We start from the raw sequence: 20490 nt of genomic DNA, 5'->3' as shown, positions 1-20490 counted from the left end.
GGCTCGTATGCGGCCGCTCGGTGTTGTCGTCGTACCGCCAGCGCTCTCAGCCTTGTCGGACCAGGAGCGTGAGCGTATCCGCCGCTGGCTGCGGCTCAGGACACGCACCCGGTAGCCTCCCTCAAGAAGGCGTGGGATCAGCCTGCCGCCGATGTCACCGGCAAAGCAGCCGCGTCTCAGTTCGGAAATACGTATCCCGTCTCCTGTGCATATTATCACTATAAGTGATTAATCTGCGCCGTGACCACCTCTCTCCGTCCCCTTTGTCGAAGCCGACGTTAGCGGATTTCTGCGACCCTCAACAGATGGAACGCCTGCTTCTGCACCCCCTCTCCGTTGCCAGAACGCCGTGAGTGTGTTAGAAGCCCAGTAAAACCAAGGCCGCGGACCATCTGGACGATGGTGGAGAAGCTCTCAAGCAGTGCGTTAAGATAACATATTGTGATTTCATCCGAAGACAACGACAAAGGGCGACCAGCGGTGGTCGCCGTGACCTATCGCAAACCACAGCGCTCCGACGGCTCGACGGTCCACGGCCTGGTGAAGCGGTGCGAACCGCTAGACCTGAATTCACTCTACTCCTACCTGTTGCTCTGCACGGATTTCGCCGACACCTGCGTAGTTGCGGAAGCGGACGGCGAGGTGGTGGGCTTCGTCTCAGGCTACCTGAAACCGGCAGACCCGACCGTCTTGTTCATCTGGCAGGTCGCGGTCAGTCCTGAGGCCCGCGGTTTAGGAGTGGGAAAAGGGATGCTGCGCGAGGCGCTGAGCCGCCCCGCCTGTGTCCACGTGAGGCACCTGGACACGACGGTCACTCCGTCCAATGCGGCGTCCTGGGCCCTGTTCTACTCGCTGGCCCGCGAGCGGGGGGCGGTCTGCGTTCGACAGCCGATTTTCCGCGCTGAGGACTTCGGTGGCGAGACGCACGAGGAGGAGCACCTGCTCCGGATCGGTCCCTTTGACGAGAGGGAGGCAGAATGAGGATATTCGAAGAGTTGGAGTCGAATGTGCGCAGTTATTCCCGGTCATTTCCGACCGTCTTTTCGGAGGCGCGGTGGTCGACCCTGATCGACGAGAACGGGAATGAGTACATCGACTTTCTGAGTGGGGCCGGTACGCTGAACTACGGGCACAACAACCCGGCTCTCAAGCAGGTGCTGCTCGACTATGTGGAGTCCGACGGCATCATTCATGGTCTCGACATGGCGACGACCGCCAAGGCCGAGTTCCTGCGGACGTTCAAGGAAGTCATCCTGGACCCGCGTGGCTTGGACTACAAGGTACAATTCACGGGTCCGACGGGAACGAACGCCGTCGAGGCCGCGCTGAAAATCGCCCGCAAGGCCACCGGGCGGTACAACATTGTGTCGTTCACCAACGGGTTTCACGGGGTGACGGCCGGCGCCGTGGCGGCCACCGCCAACTCGCACTACCGCGACGGTCTGGGACTGCCCCCGACTGGAGTGTCGTTCCTGCCCTACGACGGCTATCTGGGTGCCGGTACGGATACCTCCAGGTATCTGGCGCAGGTGCTCGAGGACGGCAGCAGCGGCGTGGACCATCCGGCGGCGGTGATTGTTGAGACGGTCCAGGGCGAGGGCGGGATCAATGTCGCCACGTTCGATTGGCTGCGGCGTGTCGAGGCCATCTGCCGCCAGCACGACGTGCTGCTGATCGTCGATGACATTCAGATGGGTTGCGGGCGGACTGGAGCCTTCTTCAGTTTTGAGGAGGCTGGCATCTCGCCGGACATCGTGACGCTCTCCAAGTCGCTGAGCGGCTACGGTCTGCCGCTGTCGCTGGTGTTGATGAAGCCCGAACTCGACCAATGGAAGCCGGGTGAGCACAACGGCACCTTCCGAGGCAACAATCTGGCGTTCGTCACCGCCAAGGCGGTCTTGGACGAGTACTGGTGCGACGGTGACTTCAGTGCCGAAGTACGCCGCAAGGGGCGACTCGTACACGCCCAGCTTGAGCAGATCGCGGAAGAGGTGGACGGCCGGCTCGCCGTTCGGGGCAGGGGCATGGTCCAGGGGCTCGACTGCGGCAGCGGTCGTATCGCCTCCGCCATCACACGCCAGGCGTTTGCCAAGGGGCTGGTCATCGAGACCTCGGGCGCCGACGGAGAGGTGGTCAAGTTCCTGAGTCCGCTCACGACCTCCGACAAGCAACTCAAGGAGGGGCTCGACATTCTGGCAGAGAGCGTCAGGGGCTCGCTCGCCAGGCCGCGTGCCGACGAAGCGACAGCGCTGGAGGCGGTGCAATGATCGTGCGCAAACTGCAGGAAGCGGAGAGATCGGGGAGGCGGATCGCGGTCGAGAACTGGGACAGCGTGCGGCTGCTGTTGAAGTCCGACGGCATGGGCTTCTCCATGCACATGACGACGATTTATCCCGGCACGACGACTCCGATGTGGTATCAGCATCATCTCGAAGCGGTGTTGTGCATCGAGGGCGAGGGCGAGCTTGAGGAGGTGGACGGCGGCCGCGTACACGCGATCACGCCGGGCACCCTGTACGCCCTTGACCAGCATGATCGGCACGTGCTGCGGGCCACGACCAGGATGCGGATGGTGTGCGTCTTCAACCCGCCTCTGATCGGGAAAGAGGTGCATGATAAAGACGGCGTCTACCCGCTCGAAGCCGAAGAGGTGACTGACTGATGGCGCTGGCGAGCCCTGTCCGGGAAGACCCCTATCCGTCCCGTGTCGCCGCCCGACCGCGGCTGACCGACCGACTCGACCCGGTCGTCTACCCCGGCGGGCCGGTGACGCAGCGGCTGTCGGACTCCGAGGTCGAATCCTATGCGGCGCAGGGCTATCTGTTCGCCGAGCGGCTGTTCCGACCGGATGAAATCGCTGCGCTGAACCGTGAGTTGGAGCGACTGGTGCGGTCCGACGATATCCGGGACCGGGAGGAAACCGTCATCGAGCCCGACAGCCGGGCCGTGCGTTCGGTCTTTCAGGTGCACAAGCTGAGCCGCGAGTTCGAGCGGCTCGCCTGCGATCCCCGCGTTCTTGATGTGGCGCGTCAGCTCCTCGGCAGTGAGGCCTACATTCACCAGTCCCGCGCTAATCTGAAACCGGGTTTTACCGGCAAGGAATTCTATTGGCATTCCGATTTCGAGACCTGGCATGTCGAGGACGGCATGCCGCGCATGCGGGCTCTCAGCGTGTCGATCGCCCTGACGCCGAACGCCGCCTTCAACGGGCCACTCATGCTGATACCGGGCTCGCACACGACCTACGTCGCCTGCGCCGGCCGGACGCCCGAGGATCACTACAAAGAGTCGCTCAGAAAGCAGGAGTACGGCGTGCCTGCCCCCCAACTCCTCACTCGGCTGGCCGACCGGGGCGGTATCGTCGCTCCCGTCGGACCTGCCGGCTCGGCGGTGTTCTTCGACTGCAACACCATGCACGGCTCAAACTCGAACATCTCCCCCTACCCCCGTCGCAACGTCTTCATCGTCTATAACAGCGTCGCCAACACCCTTGAGGAACCCTTCTGCGGCCTCAAGCCGCGTCCTGAACACGTCGCGACACGTGCCCACTTCGTTCCGCTGATGCCTCTCCGCCGCGATTGAGTGGGGCCGGGAATGCGCTCCAGCCCATGATACTGCTCAGCTTCGGCTTCTTCCTGTTGCTGTTTGTTCTCATCGGGCTGCTGTCAGTGCTGCGCCGGGAACAGACCGGCGCCGACTACCTGCTCGCCAGCCAGCGCGTCAAGCCCTGGCTGGTCGGGCTGTCGGCGGTCGCAACGAACAACAGCGGCTACATGTTCATCGGGATGATCGGCTACACCTACACCGCCGGGCTGTCGTCGGTCTGGCTGATGGTGGGCTGGATCGTGGGCGATTTCGTGACTTCCCTGTTTGTGCACCAGAAGCTGCGGGTGACGACTGAGGCGCGGCGTCAACACAGCTTCGCCGGCGTCTTGAGCGCGTGGCATGGGACCGACTACCGGCGGTTGCGAGCGCTCGGCGGGCTGTTCACGGTCGTGTTTCTGGGAGCCTACGCGGCGGCGCAATTCAACGCCGGCAGCAAGGCGCTGTTTGTCCTGTTCGGCTGGGAGTACGGGGTGGGGGCAGTTGTCGGAGCGGTGATCGTCCTGCTGTACTGCTTTGCCGGCGGTATCCGGGCGTCGATTTGGACCGATGCCGCGCAATCGCTGGTCATGATCTCGGCGATGGGCTTGATGCTGTGGGCGGGACTTCGGGAAATCGGCGGCTGGCAGGCGTTCGGCGCCGCGCTCAGCGACGTCTCACCCGGCTTCATGGACTGGTTCTCCGAACAGTCGGCGTTCGGCGCCATCGGCGGCTCCGTGCTCTTTGTCCTCGGCTGGGTGTTCGCCGGGGTGGCCGTCATCGGCCAACCCCACATCATGGTTCGCTTTATGGCCATGGACGACCCCAAGCACATGTGGCGCGTCCGGTGCTACTACTACGGGTGGTACACCGCTTTCTATGCGCTTACCATCTGCGTCGGCCTGGTCGCCCGGCTCCTGTTGCCCGAAACCGCAGACTTCGACGCCGAACTCGCCCTGCCGACTCTTGCCGGAGAGCTGCTGCCGCCGGTGCTGACGGGGCTGGTGCTGGCCGGGCTGTTTGCGGCCACGATCTCGACGGCCGATTCGCTCATCCTGAGCTGTACGGCGGCGATGACCCGCGACTTTCCGTTGCGCCGTTTTCAGAGCTATGCGGCGACGAAACTGGCGACGGTCCTGGTCACCGCCCTGGCCCTCGGCATTGCCCTGAGCCGCAATGAAAGCGTCTTCAGCCTCGTCCTGATTGCCTGGTCCACGCTGGCGAGTGCGTTCGGCCCGCTGCTGATCGTCTACTCGCTGAACCAGAAGCCGAGCGAAAGGCTGGCCGTCACGATGCTGCTTGTCGGGGTCGGTGTCGTGCTGCTGTGGCGCTCCCTGGGCTGGAACGAGACAGTCGTCTATGAGGTCATGCCAGGCATGCTGAGCGGTCTGGGTGTCTTTGCTCTCGGCAGGTGGCTGGGCTGCCTCGCCTCTGCCGCGGTGCTTGAGTCGGAGGAGGCGTCGTGACGGCCGCTCGGACGCTCCGGCTCAGCGTGAAACGCGCCGAACGCCCCTGGCGTGCCACCGCCCGAATGACGAAGTCCTCCAGCAGCGGCCACCGACAAACAAATGATCCCGGGTGTCAACACGCCGGTGGGCGTGGGATGTGGGCTCATACCGAGGCGCACGATCCCCGATCTTGGCGAAACACAGAGGCCATTCCAGGGAGCGTAAAAAACGGGCGTTTTCTGCGCCCGCTTTTTGCTTCCGCTTGAGGGTGATCGACGGTATCCCCGGGTCGTCTGAGCGCGCCAGCTTGACAGCTCTGGGGGAACGTTTTATCTTCGACCTATAAAGTCCACTTTACCGGATTCCCCCATGAGCGTGTGAGGATTTCAGCCATGCCACAGCCGATCTATATGGACAACCAGGCCACCACCCCGATGGACCCGCGGGTGTTGGAGGCCATGCTGCCGTACTTCAATGAACACTTTGGCAATGCCGCCAGCCGCAACCACCCCTTTGGCTGGGCGGCTGAAGAGGCCGTCGATACCGCCCGCAGCCAGATTGCCCAGGCCATCGGTGCCAAGCCCAAGGAAATCATCTTTACCAGCGGCGCGACCGAGTCGGACAATCTGGCCATCAAGGGCGTGGCTGAATTCTATAAAGACAAGGGCAACCACGTCATCACGTGCGTGACCGAACACAAGGCGGTGCTCGACTCCTGCAAGGCGCTGGAACGGGCCGGCAAGGCCGAGGTAAGCTATCTGCCGGTCGATCAATACGGCATGGTCAGCCCGGACGACGTGGCCAACGCCATCACCGACAACACCGTGCTGATCTCCATCATGGCCGCCAACAACGAAATCGGCACCCTGCATCCGGTTCGGGAGATTGGCAGGATTGCCAAAGACCGGGGGGTACTGTTCCACTGCGACGCGACCCAGGGGGTGGGAAAAATCCCGATGGATGTCGAGCAGGACGGTATCGACCTGTTGTCCCTGAGCGCCCATAAGCTCTACGGTCCCAAAGGTTGTGGTGCCCTGTATGTGCGGGCCAGAGGTCCGCGGGTGCGGCTCACCCCGATCATCGACGGTGGCGGGCACGAACGCGGCATGCGGTCCGGGACCCTGAACGTGCCCGGCATCGTGGGCTTTGGTAAGGCGTGTCAGTTGGCCGTCCAGGAGCTGGAGACCGAGGCGGCGAAGCTCATCGGTTTGCGCACGCGGCTGCACGACGGCATCACCCGAGAACTCGAAGAAGTCTATCTGAACGGACATCCGACCCAGCGCCTGCCCGGCAACCTGAACCTGAGCTTTTCGTATGTCGAGGGCGAATCGCTGCTGATGGGCATCAACAAGGACGTGGCGTTGTCGTCCGGGTCGGCCTGTACCTCGGCGACCCTCGAGCCCTCGTATGTGTTGAAGGCGCTGGGGGTGGGGGAGGAGTTGGCCCACACCTCGATTCGGTTCGGGCTGGGCCGCTTCAATACCGAGACGGAGGTCGATATCGTGGCCAAACGCATCGTCGAGGTTGTGCAGCGGCTGCGCGATCTGTCGCCGCTGTATGAGATGGCCAAAGAGGGCATTGACCTCAAGTCCGTGCAGTGGAAAACCGCCTGAGGAAGACGCCATGGCACAGCCTTCAAAACTGAAAATCGGTATCAGCGACAATGCGGTGCAGAAGATCCACGCCCTGATCAGCCAACAGGGGCTGGAGGGCCACGGCCTGCGGGTGAAAGTCGTCGGCGGCGGGTGTTCGGGGCTGTCGTACAAAATGAACCTTGACGCCGAACGCAACGGAGACCGGGTGTTCGAGCGCGAGAACGTCAAGGTTCTGGTCGACCGCAAGAGTTTTCTGTATCTCCGAGGCACCGAGCTGGACTACTCCGAGAGCCTGATGGACTCCGGGTTCAAGCTCAACAACCCCAACGTGAAACGCTCGTGCGGCTGCGGCAGCTCTTTCTCCGTGTAGCGATTCTCCCCTGCTCTCGTTCCCATGGCCACCTCTGAGACGATCCGCTGCTGGCGCTGCCAGAGCGAGGTCCCGGTCGCGGTGCTGTGTTCGCGCTGCGAGGCGGTCCAGCCGCTGCCGACCGACCTTGACTACTTTCGGGTTCTGGGGGTGGAGCGGAACCCGGCGCTTGATGAAGCCGCCCTGTCCACCCGCTACTATGAGCTGAGCCGTCGTCTCCATCCCGACCTGTACCAGACCGCCAGCGCCCAGGAACGCGAGGCCAGCCTGCACAACAGCGCGATCGTCAACCGGGCCTACCGGACCTTGCGCGACCCCGCCCAGCGTGGGGTGTACTGGCTGGAATTTCACGGCCAAAAGCTCGGCGCGAACAATAACCGGGTGCCGCCCCAGCTGGCCAGTCTGGTCTTTGCGGTCCAGGAACAGCTCGAAGAGCTGCGCGACGCCCGCCGGGCGGGCAAGCAGGCCGAGGTGGACGACGCCCTGAGCCAGCTGCGAACCCAACTCGAAGAGCAACGGGCGCAAACCCAGACCGCCCTGACCCGGAATTTTTCTCGCTGGCAGGAGCACACAGGCGAATCCTCCTCTCTTTCTTCTGGAGGCGGCCAGGATGATTCGCCTTCACCTGAGACATCCGCCCTGCTGGCCGAGCTGAAAAGCGTCCTGTCTGAGATGGCCTATCTGCGGACCCTCTTGCGGGATGTGGAAAAGGAAAACGAGGTATCGTGGAACGCATAGTCGGTATTGATCTGGGAACCACCAACAGCCTGATCGCCTACATCGACGGGGAGACCCCCCGGGTGCTGACCGATAGCCACACCGGCAGCGGCCTGTTGCCGTCGGTGGTCAGCTTTCTGCCCGACGGCACGTCTCTGGTCGGCGCCCGGGCCGCCCTCCGCGAAGCCGCCCATCCGCTGACCACGCTACGCTCGGTCAAGCGTTTCATGGGCCTGGGCATGGAACACGTCAGCGACGAGGACCGTCGGCGCTACGCGTTTGTCCCGGACGACGGACAGAAGAAAGACCAGGCCATCGTCCGCTTCGCCGTGCATGATCGCAGCTATACCCCGCCTGAGATTTCTGCCGCCATTCTGCGCGACCTCCGCCAACGGGCTGAGACCGCCCTGCACGAAACGGTCAAAAAGGTCGTGATTACGGTTCCGGCCTACTTCAATGACTCGCAGCGCCAAGCCACCAAGGACGCCGGTCGGCTGGCCGGCCTGGAGGTCATTCGTCTGGTCAACGAGCCCACCGCGGCTTCGCTGGCCTATGGTCTGGACAAGCAGGAAGAGGGCCTGATCGCCGTGTATGATTTTGGCGGCGGGACCTTTGACATTTCTATTCTGCGCCTTCACACGGGTATTTTTGAGGTGCTGGCGACCAACGGGAATACCCGACTCGGCGGCGATGATATGGACCAGCGTCTTGCCGAGCGCTTTGTGCTCAGCCGGCTGGCCGAAGATTTGCGGAACGACGCCCAGGTTTTGAGTCAGGCCCAGGCTGCGGCCAAAGCGGCCAAGCCCGGCTGTCGCTCAGTCTGCCCGACAGAGGGATCGCCTTCGAGCAGCCCCTCAGTCGCCATGAGTTGGAGTCGGCGGTCGACGATATTATCGCCCGTACCCTGCTTCCGTGTCGTCAGGCTCTCAAGGATGCCAGCCTGGCCGCAGCCGATATTGGCGCCGTCGTTCTGGTCGGCGGCTCGACCCGGATGCCGCTGGTGCGCCAGCGGGTGTCGGAATTCTTCGGTCGCACCCCGCTGACCGACCTCGATCCCGACCAGGTCGTGGCCCTCGGCGCGGCCGTTCAGGCCGACACCTTATCGGGGCGGCGCAAAGATATGCTGTTACTCGATGTCGTGCCGCTGTCCCTCGGCATTGAGACCATGGGCGGGGTGATGAGCCAGATCCTGGAGCGCAACACCACTATTCCGGCCATTGTCAAAGAAATGTTCACCACTGCGGTGGACGATCAGACTGCGGTCGAGGTGCATGTCCTGCAGGGAGAGCGTGAGCTGGTCCAGGACTGTCGCAGCCTGGCCCAATTCACGATTCCCATCGAGCCCCAGCCGGCTGGCGTACCACGGGTGGAGGTCACGTTCATGATCGACGCGCGCTCGATCTGCGGACCGGCCTTGAGCGCTCGGTGGATGTCAAGCCGTCCTACGGTCTGAATGACGAGGAGATTGAGCAGCTGCTCGAAGAATCGATCGATTATGCCGAACAGGACTTTGACCAGCGACTGCTGATCGAGGCCCGGGTTGAGGCCGAGACGATTCTCAACGCCACCCACAAGGCCCTCCGGGACAACGCCGCAGCGCTCCAAGAGGACGAAGCCGACCGCATCAACGCTGCGGTCGAGGCGCTCCAGACCGCCACCGCCGGCCAGGATTTCGATCTGATCCGTGGACTGAGCGAGGCCCTGAGCGAGGTCACCGAGCCGTTCGCCCAGCGTATCATGGATACCTCGATCCAGGCCGCGCTCACCGAGAAGCGCTTATCCGAGGTGTAAACCATGCCCTTGTACTGGGACAGCGTAGAAGAAATTGCCGAGGCCCTATTGGACGCCCACCCCGAGACCGAGCCGCTGAGCATCCGTTTTACCGATCTGCTCACCTGGGTGACCCAACTCGACGGTTTTGTCGATGATCCAAAAGATGTGAGCGAGGGCAAGCTAGAGGCTGTACAAATGGCGTGGTTCGCACTATATAACGAAGAGAACGAAGACTGACCTGTCATCTCTTGCGAACAGCTCTTCCGGGGCGGCTCGCTTGGAGAGGGAGGTGTGGATGTGGTGGATTGAGGCTGAGGGGAATCCTTCACCAAGAAAGACGGAGCTGCTCTATGCAACACCCAACGAGCGCCGATGGCCTCGTAGCCATCTTTGAACCCAGTGTCCTGGTCCCCGTACAGTTTTTTGCCGGCCTGCGCCACAAAGCTCCGGCCGAGGGGGAACGGCGGCTGATGCTGGCCATTCTGGAAGACGCGATTGAGTGCTTCCAGAAACACCTGTGGGCCACGGATCGCAAACACCGCCAGCTGCACGACGCCGCCGAGCTGTGGTTCTTGGCCGACGAGCCGGGCTGGCTGTTTTCTTTTGTCAATATCTGCGCGGCGTTTGAGATTCATCCGTCCTCCCTGCGCCAGGGGCTGCTGGACTGGAAAACCCGTCAGCTGGCCGGCCGGGCCGGCCAGCGTAGCGCGTCCGCGCCGCTTCTGTCCTGAGCCATGGCGGTCGTTTCGCGCATTGCCGGCGTGTGCCGCAGCCTGATTCGACCGGCGGTTCGCAGCCTGCTGTGGGCGACCGACCGACTGGCCTCCCTGCTGGGCCGCCGCCCCGCCTACAATACCCTGCTGCTGGATATCGGTGCCTCAGCGGCCGAAGAGCCGCCGTCCGCGCTGCGCGGCCTGCTGCGCCCCCAGCCGCCCGATCTTTTGACGCTGACCGCGCTGTTGCGCTGGGCCGCCGAAGACGAGCAAATCCGGGCGGTAGTAGTCAGCCTGTCACAGCTCGATATGGGCTGGGCTCGGATCCAGAGCCTGCGCCGGTCGCTGCTCGCCCTCCGTCAGGCCGGTAAACAAGTGTGGGTCTACCTGGCCGAGGCAGGCATGCGGGAATACTATCTGGCCAGCGCGGCTGACACGCTTGTGCTGGCGCCAGCCGGTCACCTGCGCGTGCTCGGCCTGGCGACCGAGGTCGTGTTCTTCAAGGGCGCACTCGATACGCTCGGAATCGAGGCCCAGGTCAGCCAGGCCGGTCGCTATAAAGCGGCCGGAGAACCCTTTACCCGTGGGTCCATGTCCGCCGCCCATCGGGAGATGATGGAGGGCCTGCTGGACGATGTATACGATCAAATCGTCGAGGCTATCGCCCGTGGCCGGAATAAAGACAAGGCTGCCGTGCGGGAGCTGATCGATCAGGGGCTGTTTCTGGCCGCAGAAGCGCACACCAGCGGTCTGATCGACCATGTCGCCTATACGGATGAGGTGCCCACACTGCTTGAGCCGCTGATCGGCGCGGTGAAACCGATTGAGGCTGTGGCCTATCAGCGTCGGCGGGCGGGGGTGATACGCCGGCAGCTGTGGCGCGGCGCGGTTCGGACCATCGGCTTGATGACGGTCGACGGTCCGATCACATACGGTCACACCACCGAACGGGCCGGCGGCGGACGGACGCTTGGCTCGACCGATTTCATTCGCGCTCTGCAATCCCTCGCCGACCAGTCCAAGATTGCCGGCCTGGTGCTGCGCATTGCCAGCCCCGGCGGTTCGGGCCTGGCGTCCGATCTCATGTGGCATGAGCTGCTCCGCATCCGGGAGCACATGCCGGTCGTCGTTTCGATGGGTGACGTGGCCGCCTCGGGCGGCTACTATCTGGCCCTGGCCGGGACTCAGGTGTTTGCCGAAGAAGCCAGTATCACCGGCTCGATCGGGGTCATTGCCGGCAAGCCGGTGCTTCACAATCTGTACACTCAGCTCGGGATCGGCAAGGATATTCTTACCCGCGGCCAACGGGCGGCGCTGTTCTCCGACTACCTGGCCTTTACCCCTGCCGAGCAGGAGCGGCTTGACCTCGAAGTTCAGGCGTTTTACCGCGATTTTCTGCACAAAGTCGCCGACTGCCGCGGCCTCAGCCTGGCTGCGGTGGAGCCGTTGGCACAGGGCCGGGTGTGGACGGGACGCCAGGCCTGGGCGCACGGCCTGGTCGATAGCCTGGGTGGGCTTGAGGAGGCTATTGCCGCAGTCAAACAGCACATCGGCGTTGCCCCGGCCCGGCCCGTCCGGCTGGTACGTTTCCCTCGCCCGGCCTCTCTGTGGCGCCGGCCCGGCCTGCGGCACTTACTGCCCAGACTGGGGTTCGGACCGGGCGGTGGACCCTTGGCAGGCAGCCGGCCGTGGTGGGAGCGGGATCGAATCTGGGCTATTTTGCCGGTGTCTTTTCGTTTTTTGTAACCTAGGGCGCAGGATTGTGCGAAAGACGGTCAAAGCCCCGGTCATCAGCTTGTAATATAAGGGGGTCTTAGCTACTCTACCGCCGTCCTTCCACTGGCCTCGGGGATAAGGCTTGAGTCGAATCCGGTCTGTCGCAAAAAACCGTTATCACGTTGAGGAGGGTACACGCATGGCAACGAACCCTGCGGGGGCTCCGCTGGAAAAACCCGTCCAAGAACTGGACAATGTGGTGATCCGCTTCGCTGGAGACTCTGGCGACGGTATGCAGCTCACGGGCAACCAGTTCACAACGGAGTCCGTTCTGGCGGGCAACGATATTGGGACGCTGCCGGACTTTCCGGCCGAAATCCGGGCGCCGACTGGAACGCTGTACGGGGTGAGCGCCTTTCAGGTCAACTTCAGCAACGACACGGTCTACACCCCGGGTGACGATCTCGACGCGCTGGTGGCCATGAATCCGGCCGCCCTTAAGACCAACCTCGGCGATCTCAAGCCCAACGGCATTGTCATCGTCAACACGGCCGAGTTCAACCCTGCCAACCTCAGGAAAGCCAAGTACGAGACCAGCCCGCTGGATGACAGCACGCTCGACGGGTACCAGAGCTACCGGGTCGATGTCACCAAGATGACGACCGAGGCGCTCAAGAGCCTGAACCTGCCGAACCGCACAGTCATGCGCTCCCGCAACTTTTTTGCCCTGGGCGTGGTCTCGTGGCTGTTTAACCGTCCCATTGAGCCGACCCTGGAGTGGATTCAAACCCGGTTCAAGAGAACGCCCGAAATCGCCGAGGCCAATACCCTGGCGCTCAAGGGCGGCTACAATCTGGCCGAGAATACCGAGCTGTTCGCCTCTTCGTACGAAATCAAGCCGGCCCAGATCGCGCCCGGCACCTACCGCAGCATCACCGGCAATACCGCCACCGCGATCGGCTTTGTGGCCGCAGCCAACAAGGCCGGTCTGCCGCTGTTTCTGGGCAGCTACCCGATTACCCCGGCCAGCGACGTGCTGCACGACCTGGCCGAACTCAAAAACTATAACATCTACACCTTCCAGGCCGAGGACGAAATTTCCGGGGTGGGCGCGGCCCTCGGCGCCGCCTTTGGCGGTGCGATCGCCATTACCACCACGGCCGGTCCGGGCATGAACCTCAAGGCCGAAACCGTGGCCCTGGCGGCGTCGGTCGAGCTGCCGCTGATCATCACCGATATCCAGCGCGCCGGTCCGAGTACGGGCATGCCGACCAAGCCGGAGCAGGCCGACCTGCTCCAGGCCATGTATGGCCGCCACGGCGAGTCGCCGGTTCCGGTGCTTGCCGCCTCGACTCCGGCCGACTGTTTTGAGACCGCCTATGAAGCGGTCCGCCTTGCGGTGAAATACATGACGCCGGTGATCCTGTTGACCGATGGCTTTCTGGCCAACGCCGCAGAACCGTGGCTGTTGCCCCGCTTTGCCGATCTGCCCGACATCACGGTCGAGTTCCGAACCGATCCCCAGGGCTTCTTCCCCTATCTGCGTGATGAGGAAACCCTGGCCCGACCCTGGGTACGACCGGGTACGCCGGGACTTGAGCACCGCATCGGCGGTATCGAGAAAGACTATCTGACCGGCAACATCAGCTACGCCCCGGCCAACCACGAGCAGATGGCGCGGGTCCGGGTCCGCAAGCTGAACCTGATGACCCAGGATATTCCTCCGACCAAGATCGAGGGACCGGACAGCGGCGAGCTCCTGCTCGTCGGCTGGGGCAGCACCTATGGCTCGATTGCCGAGGCGGTCGTCGAGGCACAGGCCAAAGGCCAGAGCGTGTCGCACGTGCATCTGCGACACCTGAATCCGCTGCCGGCCGACCTGGGTGAGGTTCTGAGCCGTTTCGACAAGGTGCTGGTGCCCGAGATGAACCTCGGCCAACTGGTGCGTTTGCTCCGGGCGGAATATCTGATTGACGCGGTTGGGCTGAACAAGATCCAGGGCCGTCCGTTCAAGGTGTCTGAAATCACGGCTCGCATTGACCGTATGCTGGAAAAGTGAACGATGATCTCCTGCTGAATGTCCTCGTTCACCTGTGAGGAGTAGGCTCATGAGTGCAGAAGCGACGGCAAAACTGACCCGTAAGGATTTTGTGTCTGACCAGGACGTCCGCTGGTGCCCGGGCTGCGGTGACTACGCCATTCTGGCCCAGGTCCAGAAAATTTTCCCTGATCTGGGCATCCCCAAGGAAAACGCGGTATTCATCTCCGGGATCGGCTGTTCCAGCCGTTTTCCCTACTACATGAACACCTACGGCTTTCACACCATCCACGGCCGGGCTCCGGCCATTGCCACCGGTCTCAAGATCTCGCGTCCCGATCTGCACATCTGGCTGGTGACCGGGGACGGGGATGGGCTGAGCATTGGCGGCAACCATCTCATCCACGCCCTGCGGCGCAACGTTGAGCTGAAGATCATGCTGTTCAACAACCGCATCTATGGCCTGACCAAGGGCCAGTACTCGCCGACCTCAGAGCTGGGCAAGGTCGCCAAGTCGACGCCAATGGGGTCGGCCGACTATCCGATCAACCCGCTGAGCCTGGCGCTCGGAGCCGAAGCGACCTTCGTCGCCCGCTCCATCGACGTTGAGGCCAAACACCAGCAGACAACCCTCACCCGCGCTGCGGCCCACAAGGGCGGGGCGTTCATCGAGATTCTCCAAAACTGCAACGTGTATAACGACGGCGCCTGGGATTCGCTGACCGATAAGGGCACGAAGGCGGATAACCAGCTGTTGCTCGAACACGGTCAGCCGATGATCTTCGGCAAAAACAAAGACCGGGGGATTCGGATGAACGGCATGAAGCCCGAGGTCGTGCCGTTGGGCAACGGGGTGACCGCCGACGATCTGCTGGTCCACGACGAGTACGACCATACCCTGGCCTTTTTGCTCAGCCGGATGACGCCGCCCGCCTTTCCGACCCCGATCGGCGTGCTGTATTCAACCGAGCGGCAGACGATCGAGGCGCTGATGGCCAAGCAGCTCGAAGACGCGGTGGCCAAGCAGGGTCAGGGCGACATGGACGCCCTGCTGAACCGGGGCAATGTGTGGACGGTCAAATAGACCCTGACATGGCCTGAACCCGGCTTCGACCTTGACTCCCGAGCAGGTGTGGTGTGCCTGTTCCGCTCCGCATCGCCTGTCCCCAGTGTGGGCAGATCCTATACCGCAAACGCGCGGGCCGCTGTCCCACATGTGGGGCGCCGGTCAGCATCCACGTTGAACAGACCCGCAAACGCGAAGAACGGATTGAAAAAATCCTGGCCGTGCTTGGCACCGGCCTGGTGCTGGCGGTCTTTGTGCTGGCGGGCGGGATCGGCCTGCTCGAAGGCGTGGCCGTGTATGCCGTAGCCGGTGCCGCCCTGTTCTATGCCGCCAAAAAAACGTTTACCCCCAACCGCCCGTCCAAGGATTAGCCTATGACCGCAAAAGAACTGCTCCGCATGAATACCCCCAAGCTGCGTGAGGAAGCGCTCAAAATCCCCAATATCGTCGGCGTCACGGGTATGCAAAAAGAGGACCTCGTCAAGCTGTTGGCCGAACAGCACGGCATAGCCCTGGAAACCAAGACGCCGAGCGCCCAGAAAGCCGACATCAAGCAACACCTCGCCGCCATGAAGCTCAAGCGTGACGCGGCGATTGAGCGTAAAGCCTCCGACGAACTCCACCAGATCCGCCGTGGGATTCGGACCCTGAAGCGCCGCCTGCGTGCGTTTGCCAAGGCGCAGACGCTCGCCACGCCGCCACCGGCCGTCGCCGCGGAAGAGACCGCGGCTCAGGAGGCGCCGGCCGAATAGGTCAGGCCGCGTGGGGAGACGAGGCATGAATATCCGCGTCCAGTCACAGGCGATCACCAAGATCGAGAGCGATGTGCTTGTTGTCCCGCTGGCCGAGGGACAGCACGACAACGGGGCTGTGGACGACCTCGACGCCGCCCTTGGCGGCGCTCTGAGAGCCCACCTCGGCCACACCGGTTTCAGCGCTAAAGCGGGCCAAAGCGTTGTCTTTCCGACCCATACCCAGCTGCCCAGCCGGACCCTGGTGTTGCTCGGTCTGGGAAAAGACGCGGCCGACACCGAGACTTGGCGGCGGAGCGCGGCAAAAGCCCACGCCGAGGCCAAGAGCCAGCAGGCAAAGCGCTTGGCCTGGTTTTTTAGCGAGGCACGGCCGGAGGCCGACTTGGCCGCTGTGGTGGAAGGCAGCCTGCTGTCGGCGTACAGCTTTGACAAGTACAAGTCGGACAAGACCCCCAAGCGGGCAGGGGTTGGCAGCCTGAGTCTGGTCGGGCCCGGACTGCGCAAGACGGCCGCGCTCTCCAGGGCGCTTGCGGCGGCCCGGAAAACCGCGCCCGGGGTGTGTCTGGCGCGCGATCTGATCAACGAGCCGGCGTCGGTGTCCACCCCGTCGTATCTGGCCGAACAGGCGACAAAAATCGCCCGCAGCGGCGGACTCAAGGCCGAAGTCTTCGGCCTCAGCAGGATGAAAACGGCAAAAATGGCCGGTCTGTTGGCGGTGGCCAAGGGCAGTGTCGAAGAGCCGCGCTTCATCAAGCTGAGTTACACCCCCGAGGGCAGAGCCAAGAAAAAAATTGCCCTGGTTGGAAAAGGGCTGACCTTTGATTCGGGTGGCCTGTCGCTCAAGACGCCCAAATCCATGGAGACGATGAAGCTGGATATGTCGGGCGGGGCGACCGTCCTGGGCGCCATGCAGGTCATTGCCCAGCTCAGGCCCAAGGTGCAGGTCACGGCCTATGTGCCCTCAACCGAAAACATGCCCAGCGGCACAGCCCAGAAACCGGGCGATATCATTACCTATAAAAACGGCAAAACGGTCGAGGTCCTCAACACCGATGCCGAGGGGCGTCTGATTCTGGCCGACGCCCTGATTCGAGCGGTTGAAGACCGGGCCGATGTCATTATTGATCTGGCAACCCTGACCGGTGCCTGCGTGGTTGCGCTCGGCTCGCGGGTGGCGGGCCTGTTCTGCAATAACCAGGAGTTATCCGACGCGCTGATGGCGTGTGGCAAACAGGCCGGCGAGGCGTTCTGGCCGCTGCCGCTGGTCAAAGACTATAGAGACGACATCAAAAGCTCGGTGGCCGATATCAAGAATATCGGTGGCGGCTCCGGCGGCGCGATTGCCGGCGCCCTGTTTCTCGAAGAGTTTGTCGGCGATACGCCCTGGGCGCATCTCGATATTGCCGGCCCGGCTTTTACCCAGAGCGCCCTGCCCTACAGCCCGCGGGGCGGGACCGGCTTCGGGGTGCGGACCCTGGTGCGCTACGTGATGAGCGTGTGAGCCACGGCGGGGGAGGGGGCATGCCGAGCCGTGGCTCGGTCCGAGCCGGGCCTGGCGGACGCTCAGGCTTCCGAGCAGACTCTGGACGTGACCGGATAAGAGCGGGGAGTGTGACATTCCCACGCTTGTGTTTGGGGCTGTTGATCCTCTTCCTTGCGGCTCATCCCCGCAGCGCGTCGGCACTCACCCTTGCCGTCTGGAATCTTGAACACTTGAACGCCGCCTCCCATGTCGGCTGCGTCTCCAGACAGGACGCCGACTACGCCGTCATCCGAACACAGATCGCGCGTCTCACGCCGGACCTCGTTGCCATACAGGAAGTCGAAAACGAAGCCGCCGCCGCCCGTGTGTTTCCGGCGGCCGACTGGCAGGTCGTGCTGTCCTCGCGTCCCGAGGTCGGACAACGCGCGTCGTGCCGGGAGCGACCCGACGCGCGCCTGCGCCATCAGGCGACGGGGTTTGCAATACGGACAGGTGTCGCATTTCAGCGCAACCCGGACCTGAGCAGCTTGGCCAACTCCAATCCCGACATCCCCTGGGGCACCGACATCACCATACGCCAGGGAGCCGGCCTGCGCCTGCTGTCGGTCCATCTCGTCTCGGGGTGTTGGGGAGCAGAACAGGACCGGGACGCCGAACGCACGGCCATCTGCCAGATCCTCCGGTACCAGATCGGTGCGCTCAAGTCCTGGGTCGAGGCCAGACAGGCGGAGAGCATCCCCTACGCCATTCTGGGCGACTTCAACCGTCGCTTGGCGCTCGACGACGATTGGGCCTGGCGTGAGCTGTCGTCGGCCCGGCTCGGCTTACATCTGGCGACGGCTGGACTGCCAACCAGCTGCGACCCGAGATACACCGCCCTGATTGATCATATCGTTGTATCCAACGACCTCGTGCGCAGGATCGTTCCGGACTCCATACGCGAAATTCCCCGGCTGGGAGACCATCCGGACCATTGTGCAATCATGCTGAGCTTGCGTCTCGAGACATAGGCCCTGATATTGGGGAACATGTGTATGCCCAGCTTTGCCCAGCTCCAACGCCAGATCGTCGGCTGCGCACGCTGTCCCCGGCTGGTGGACTATCTCGCCCGCATCTCTCAGGACAAGGTCAAACGCTATCGGGAGTGGACCTACTGGGGAAAACCGGTACCCAGCTTCGGCGACCCCAAAGCCCGGCTGTTGATTGTCGGTCTCGCCCCGGCCGCCCATGGCGGGAACCGGACCGGGCGGGCGTTTACCGGAGACCGCAGCGGAGACTGGCTGTACGGAGCCCTGCACGCGGCCGGGTTTGCCAACCAGCCGACCTCCAGCCAGCGGGACGACGGTCTCGTCCTGCGCAACTGTTGTATCACCTCGGCCGTGCACTGCGCCCCACCGGACAACAAGCCCTTGCGCGAAGAGTTTGCGGCCTGCCGGCCCTATCTGGTCCAAGAGCTGCAACTGCTCACACGCGTCCGGGTGGTGGTCGCCCTCGGCCACATCGCGTTTCAGGCCTACCTGAGCGCCCGCCGCGAACTCGGCCTGTACGTGCCCTCTCCCAAACCGCGCTTTGGCCACGGCTTGAGCCATGATCTTGACGGGGTAACGCTGATCGGCTCGTATCACCCCAGCCAGCAGAACACCTTCACCGGGCGGCTGACCAGAGACATGTTTCAGGCCGTCTTTCAGCAGGCGCGCCGACTCATCGACCAGCCCTGAGGATCGGTCTCAGCCGCACGCTGTGGTCGGCTGAACGGGACGGCGTGGCTCAGGGGAAAATCGCGTTGATGACCTCGTCGATGGCCCGCTGTGAGTCCACGTCATCGGTCAGCGAGCGCGATACTGCCACCGAACACGCCCGCCGAGCCGAGACCCCCTGGCGCATCAGGTGCCCGGCGTAGATCAGCAGCCGCGTGCTCACCCCCTCTTCCAGACCGCTGGCCTTGAGATGGCGGACCTTCTCTCCCAGCCGGGCGAGGTCGAGCGCGGTCTCCAGCTCCAGGGTGCTCTCGTGGGCAATCACCTCGGCCTCTTTATCGCGCGGCGGGTAGGTGAACTCGATGGTCACAAAACGCTGGCGGGTGGAGTGCTTGAGGTCTTTGAGAATGCTCTGATAGCCCGGGTTGTAGGAGATGACCAGCAAAAAATCGGAGTGGGCCTGCTGGATTTCACCCTTTTTGTCGATCGGCAGAATCCGCCGGTGGTCGGTCAGCGGGTGGATCAGGACAATCGTGTCCTTGCGGGCTTCGACGATCTCGTCCAGATAACACACCGTGCCGAGCCGCACGGCCTGGGTCAGCGGCCCGTCAATCCAGACGGTTTCGTCGCCCTGAATCAGGTAGCGTCCGACCAGATCGCTGCCGGTCAGATCCTCGTGGCAGGCAACGGTGATGAGGTTGCCGGGTACCTCTTCTTTCTCTTCCCGCCTCAGCATGTGGGCCATATACTCGACAAAGCGCGTCTTTCCGCAGCCGGTCGGCCCTTTGAGCAGGACGGGGAGGCGGCACTCGTAGGCCGCCCGAAAGATGTCAACCTCATCGCCAATAGGCAGATAGAATGGAGCCTGTCCGTTGGTGTCCGTCATGATGTTTCCGTTTGCAGCGTTTCCATGACACTGCGGGTCTCAGCGTCAATCAGTTCGACAATGACACTGGCGTCAATATTATTGTTCTTCTTGGCCAGCCCGATCTGGATCCGCAGCTTGGCCAGAAAACGGTTGCGAACGTCCGGGGGCATACCCTGGATCGGAAAATTTTGCAAATAGACTTTGGCGCCGGCCGGGGCCGACCACTCAATCAGGGCTACTTTGGGGCCCATGATATCGTGCGAGTGAAAGAGCTGTTCGACCGCGTGCTGAAACGCGGTGCGCGGCTGGGCCTGAGGCGGGGCGCCGCCGTTCAGCTGGGCCAGCACGTGGTCCACCCGGTCGCGGACCCGCTCGTCGTCGGTCAGGGCTCTGGCCCGCTCCAGGCTCTGGCGAGCCTGGGCAAGGTCCGCCTTTTCCCGGTAGGCAATGCCCAGGTTGAAATGGGCCTGAAAGAAGTCCGGGTTTGCGGCAATCACCGTCTGATATTCGGTAATGGCCCGGTCTGCCCGGTCGGTGTACAGGTACATCGTCCCCAGATCGGTGCGAACGTTTGCGTCGTCGGGCCGGAGAGCCAGGTAGCGCTCATAGTAGCCGATGGCCTTGGTATGCTCCTCAAAGTCGTAATACACGTTGCCGATGCCGCGCAGCGCG

At 63.1% G+C, this 20490-nt stretch carries 23 protein-coding genes; 21 read left to right on the top strand and 2 right to left on the bottom strand.

The genetic code is table 11. The features are described 5' to 3' along the window. Window positions 1–441 precede the first annotated feature (441 nt). From ectA to J4F42_08785, 21 genes are all read left to right on the top strand, one after another. A complete protein-coding gene (ectA, locus tag J4F42_08885) occupies window positions 442–981 on the top strand; it encodes a diaminobutyrate acetyltransferase (GenBank protein MCE2485613.1) in 540 nt (179 codons plus the stop codon). Then, the gene (gene ectB / locus J4F42_08880; GenBank protein ID MCE2485612.1) at window positions 978–2267 is read left to right on the top strand and encodes a diaminobutyrate--2-oxoglutarate transaminase; all 1290 of its coding nucleotides are present in this window, start codon (window positions 978–980) and stop codon (window positions 2265–2267) included. Before ectA ends, ectB begins: the two co-directional genes overlap by 4 nt. Next, window positions 2264–2662 carry an ectoine synthase gene (locus J4F42_08875; protein MCE2485611.1) on the top strand — a complete coding sequence of 133 codons (399 nt, stop codon included), beginning with the start codon at window positions 2264–2266 and terminating at the stop codon, window positions 2660–2662. Before ectB ends, J4F42_08875 begins: the two co-directional genes overlap by 4 nt. Further along, entirely contained in the window at window positions 2662–3582 is a 921-nt protein-coding gene (gene thpD / locus J4F42_08870) for an ectoine hydroxylase (protein MCE2485610.1), read from the top strand. Before J4F42_08875 ends, thpD begins: the two co-directional genes overlap by 1 nt. A 26-nt stretch (window positions 3583–3608) precedes the next feature. Beyond that, on the top strand, window positions 3609–5048 hold the full coding sequence (locus J4F42_08865; protein ID MCE2485609.1) for a sodium/proline symporter: 1440 nt from the start codon (window positions 3609–3611) through the stop codon (window positions 5046–5048). A gap of 374 nt (window positions 5049–5422) precedes the next feature. Next, complete coding sequence (locus tag J4F42_08860) at window positions 5423–6643, top strand: IscS subfamily cysteine desulfurase (GenBank protein MCE2485608.1); 1221 nt, start codon at window positions 5423–5425, stop codon at window positions 6641–6643. Between the two features lie 10 nt (window positions 6644–6653). Beyond that, complete coding sequence (locus J4F42_08855) at window positions 6654–6995, top strand: iron-sulfur cluster assembly accessory protein (protein ID MCE2485607.1); 342 nt, start codon at window positions 6654–6656, stop codon at window positions 6993–6995. A 24-nt stretch (window positions 6996–7019) separates the two neighbouring features. Further along, a complete protein-coding gene (gene hscB, locus J4F42_08850; protein ID MCE2485606.1) occupies window positions 7020–7733 on the top strand; it encodes a Fe-S protein assembly co-chaperone HscB in 714 nt (237 codons plus the stop codon). Continuing rightward, window positions 7721–8755: an Hsp70 family protein gene (locus J4F42_08845; GenBank protein MCE2485605.1), complete on the top strand. Its 1035-nt coding sequence runs from the start codon at window positions 7721–7723 to the stop codon at window positions 8753–8755. Before hscB ends, J4F42_08845 begins: the two co-directional genes overlap by 13 nt. Next, window positions 8713–9165, top strand: a complete 453-nt coding sequence (locus J4F42_08840; GenBank protein MCE2485604.1) for an Hsp70 family protein — start codon at window positions 8713–8715, stop codon at window positions 9163–9165. The genes J4F42_08845 and J4F42_08840 overlap by 43 nt, the downstream gene beginning before the upstream one ends. Continuing rightward, window positions 9138–9503 carry an Hsp70 family protein gene (locus tag J4F42_08835; protein ID MCE2485603.1) on the top strand — a complete coding sequence of 122 codons (366 nt, stop codon included), beginning with the start codon at window positions 9138–9140 and terminating at the stop codon, window positions 9501–9503. The genes J4F42_08840 and J4F42_08835 overlap by 28 nt, the downstream gene beginning before the upstream one ends. A 3-nt stretch (window positions 9504–9506) precedes the next feature. Beyond that, window positions 9507–9722, top strand: a complete 216-nt coding sequence (gene iscX, locus J4F42_08830) for a Fe-S cluster assembly protein IscX (GenBank protein MCE2485602.1) — start codon at window positions 9507–9509, stop codon at window positions 9720–9722. A 113-nt stretch (window positions 9723–9835) separates the two neighbouring features. Further along, window positions 9836–10216 (top strand): hypothetical protein, encoded by a 381-nt coding sequence (locus J4F42_08825; protein MCE2485601.1) that lies wholly within the window; start codon window positions 9836–9838, stop codon window positions 10214–10216. A gap of 3 nt (window positions 10217–10219) precedes the next feature. Further along, window positions 10220–11944: a signal peptide peptidase SppA gene (sppA, locus tag J4F42_08820; protein MCE2485600.1), complete on the top strand. Its 1725-nt coding sequence runs from the start codon at window positions 10220–10222 to the stop codon at window positions 11942–11944. A gap of 169 nt (window positions 11945–12113) precedes the next feature. Further along, window positions 12114–13973, top strand: coding sequence for a 2-oxoacid:acceptor oxidoreductase subunit alpha (locus tag J4F42_08815; protein ID MCE2485599.1), 1860 nt, complete (start codon window positions 12114–12116; stop codon window positions 13971–13973). 49 nt (window positions 13974–14022) lie between these two features. Beyond that, window positions 14023–15036, top strand: coding sequence for a 2-oxoacid:ferredoxin oxidoreductase subunit beta (locus tag J4F42_08810; GenBank protein MCE2485598.1), 1014 nt, complete (start codon window positions 14023–14025; stop codon window positions 15034–15036). Between the two features lie 53 nt (window positions 15037–15089). Next, on the top strand, window positions 15090–15389 hold the full coding sequence (locus J4F42_08805) for a hypothetical protein (GenBank protein ID MCE2485597.1): 300 nt from the start codon (window positions 15090–15092) through the stop codon (window positions 15387–15389). A 3-nt stretch (window positions 15390–15392) separates the two neighbouring features. Continuing rightward, complete coding sequence (locus J4F42_08800; protein MCE2485596.1) at window positions 15393–15770, top strand: hypothetical protein; 378 nt, start codon at window positions 15393–15395, stop codon at window positions 15768–15770. 25 nt (window positions 15771–15795) lie between these two features. Then, a complete protein-coding gene (locus J4F42_08795; protein ID MCE2485595.1) occupies window positions 15796–17271 on the top strand; it encodes a leucyl aminopeptidase in 1476 nt (491 codons plus the stop codon). A 110-nt stretch (window positions 17272–17381) separates the two neighbouring features. Next, window positions 17382–18263: an endonuclease/exonuclease/phosphatase family protein gene (locus tag J4F42_08790; protein MCE2485594.1), complete on the top strand. Its 882-nt coding sequence runs from the start codon at window positions 17382–17384 to the stop codon at window positions 18261–18263. A 24-nt stretch (window positions 18264–18287) separates the two neighbouring features. Further along, on the top strand, window positions 18288–18971 hold the full coding sequence (locus tag J4F42_08785; GenBank protein MCE2485593.1) for a uracil-DNA glycosylase: 684 nt from the start codon (window positions 18288–18290) through the stop codon (window positions 18969–18971). A 49-nt stretch (window positions 18972–19020) separates the two neighbouring features. Here the strand turns inward: J4F42_08785 and J4F42_08780 are convergent, their stop codons facing one another. Next, window positions 19021–19836, bottom strand: coding sequence for a CbbQ/NirQ/NorQ/GpvN family protein (locus J4F42_08780; GenBank protein ID MCE2485592.1), 816 nt, complete (start codon window positions 19834–19836; stop codon window positions 19021–19023). After that, the coding region (locus J4F42_08775; GenBank protein ID MCE2485591.1) for a tetratricopeptide repeat protein at window positions 19833–20490 on the bottom strand (658 nt) is incomplete at its 5' end. The genes J4F42_08780 and J4F42_08775, both read right to left, overlap by 4 nt.

The sequence above is a fragment of the Desulfurellaceae bacterium genome (genome assembly GCA_021296095.1).
GTDB lineage: Bacteria > Desulfobacterota > Binatia > Bin18 > Bin18 > JAAXHF01.
Note: the sequence above shows the minus strand (reverse complement) of the source record. Positions and strands in the feature narration are given on the sequence as shown.

Coding starts and splice junctions, on each gene's coding strand:
- ectB (MCE2485612.1), top strand. CDS start 978: ATGAGGATATTCGAAGAGTTGGAGTCGAATGTGCGCAGTTATTCCCGG.
- J4F42_08875 (MCE2485611.1), top strand. CDS start 2,264: ATGATCGTGCGCAAACTGCAGGAAGCGGAGAGATCGGGGAGGCGGATC.
- thpD (MCE2485610.1), top strand. CDS start 2,662: ATGGCGCTGGCGAGCCCTGTCCGGGAAGACCCCTATCCGTCCCGTGTC.
- J4F42_08865 (MCE2485609.1), top strand. CDS start 3,609: ATGATACTGCTCAGCTTCGGCTTCTTCCTGTTGCTGTTTGTTCTCATC.
- J4F42_08860 (MCE2485608.1), top strand. CDS start 5,423: ATGCCACAGCCGATCTATATGGACAACCAGGCCACCACCCCGATGGAC.
- J4F42_08855 (MCE2485607.1), top strand. CDS start 6,654: ATGGCACAGCCTTCAAAACTGAAAATCGGTATCAGCGACAATGCGGTG.
- hscB (MCE2485606.1), top strand. CDS start 7,020: ATGGCCACCTCTGAGACGATCCGCTGCTGGCGCTGCCAGAGCGAGGTC.
- iscX (MCE2485602.1), top strand. CDS start 9,507: ATGCCCTTGTACTGGGACAGCGTAGAAGAAATTGCCGAGGCCCTATTG.
- J4F42_08825 (MCE2485601.1), top strand. CDS start 9,836: ATGCAACACCCAACGAGCGCCGATGGCCTCGTAGCCATCTTTGAACCC.
- sppA (MCE2485600.1), top strand. CDS start 10,220: ATGGCGGTCGTTTCGCGCATTGCCGGCGTGTGCCGCAGCCTGATTCGA.
- J4F42_08815 (MCE2485599.1), top strand. CDS start 12,114: ATGGCAACGAACCCTGCGGGGGCTCCGCTGGAAAAACCCGTCCAAGAA.
- J4F42_08810 (MCE2485598.1), top strand. CDS start 14,023: ATGAGTGCAGAAGCGACGGCAAAACTGACCCGTAAGGATTTTGTGTCT.
- J4F42_08800 (MCE2485596.1), top strand. CDS start 15,393: ATGACCGCAAAAGAACTGCTCCGCATGAATACCCCCAAGCTGCGTGAG.
- J4F42_08795 (MCE2485595.1), top strand. CDS start 15,796: ATGAATATCCGCGTCCAGTCACAGGCGATCACCAAGATCGAGAGCGAT.
- J4F42_08785 (MCE2485593.1), top strand. CDS start 18,288: ATGCCCAGCTTTGCCCAGCTCCAACGCCAGATCGTCGGCTGCGCACGC.
- J4F42_08780 (MCE2485592.1), bottom strand. CDS start 19,836: ATGACGGACACCAACGGACAGGCTCCATTCTATCTGCCTATTGGCGAT.